The organism is Neisseria sp. P0021.S006 (assembly GCF_051956895.1).
This window is the reverse complement of sequence record NZ_JBQCWZ010000354.1, coordinates 1-1,434: the sequence shown is the minus strand read 5'-3', so window position 1 is coordinate 1,434 and position 1,434 is coordinate 1. Positions and strand designations below refer to the sequence as shown.

2 protein-coding genes are annotated in these 1,434 nt (G+C 45.3%); both read left to right on the top strand.

Annotation, left to right across the window (positions count from 1 at the left end):
* On the top strand, nucleotides 1–635 hold a 635-nt coding region (locus ACTHUM_RS14055; protein ID WP_440403177.1), incomplete at its 5' end, for an MATE family efflux transporter.
* 62 nt (nucleotides 636–697) lie between these two features.
* Nucleotides 698–1,434 (top strand): LEM-3-like GIY-YIG domain-containing protein (locus tag ACTHUM_RS14050; RefSeq protein WP_440403176.1); only part of this gene is annotated, 737 nt, incomplete at its 3' end.

Below are 1,434 nucleotides of genomic sequence, written 5' to 3'. Positions count from 1 at the left end.
AAATCGGCGCACCCATCGGCTTGTCTTATTTTCTAGAAGCCAGCGCGTTTTCGTTTATCGTCTTTTTGGTGGCGCCATTCGGCGAAGATTATGTCGCCGCGCAACAAGTCGTCATCAGCCTGTCGGGCATTTTGTATATGGTTCCGCAAAGCGTCGGCTCTGCAAGCACGGTACGCGTTGGCTTTTCGCTCGGACGGCGCGATTTTTTGCGGGCGCGTTATATTTCAGGCGTGTCGCTGGTGCTGGGCTGGGTACTTGCCACCTGTACCGCGCTGCTCTTGGTCATCTTTCGCTTTCAGTTGGCCGGTATGTACACCAACGATGCGGCAGTATTAGGCATTGCCGCGACCGTTTTATTTTTTGCCTCCCTATTCCAACTGGCAGATGCTACCCAATGTATCGCTTCATATGCGCTGCGCGGCTATAAAGTGACCAAAATGCCGATGTTCATCCATGCCGTGGCTTTCTGGGGTTGCGGCCTGCTGCCCGGCTACCTGCTTGCCTATCATGTCGATATGGGCATTTACGGCTTCTGGACCGCGCTGACCGTTTCCCTGACGATTGCCGCCATCGCATTGGTATGGTGCCTGGAGCTTTGCAGTAAAGAGATGGTCAGATCGCATAAGGTCGTCTGAAATTTCTTTCAGACGACCTCCATTGATATTTCATTTACGGCTTATTCACTTTTAAGGGAAAAATGTTTTCAACTTCCATTATAGAAAAACTTGCTTACTATGTTTATTGCTTGATTGATCCTAGAGACGGCAATATTTTCTATGTAGGAAAAGGCATAGGCAATCGCGTTTTCCATCATGCCCTAGGTTCATTACAAGAAACAGAAACGCCAAGTGATAAAATTGCCTTGATTAGGGAAATACATCAAAGTGGAAACCAACCCGTGTATTACATTCTGCGGCACAACATCCAAACAGACAAACAGGCTTTTGAATATGAAGCGATGGCAATAGACCTACTCTCCTTAGTCAAACCGAGCCAGCAGCCGCTGACTAATATTCAAGGCGGCACACATTCTTCTGAAGTAGGATTGATGAGCTTATCCGAATTAAAACGAAAATATGATGCGCAAGAATTGAAAACTGATAAACCTATTGTTTTAATTACGATTAATAACGAATACGAGAAACTGAAAAAAGACATTAGATCTGGGAATATTCCTGAAGCCAATAGGGATAAGGAAATTTACGAACGCACACGGAAATATTGGAAAATCGGAAGCCGACGTGAAAAAGCAAAATATGCAGTTGCAGTCTATCGCGGCTGGACATTGGCAGTGTATGAAATCGAAAGATGGATTTCTGCCGACGATATTATTCAAGGTCGTTGGATGTTTGAAGGCAAGCCGTTACCAGAAGGCTCCGACATTTATGAAGAAATCGTGAATAAGCTGACCTATTCTTCCCAAGAAAATTATAA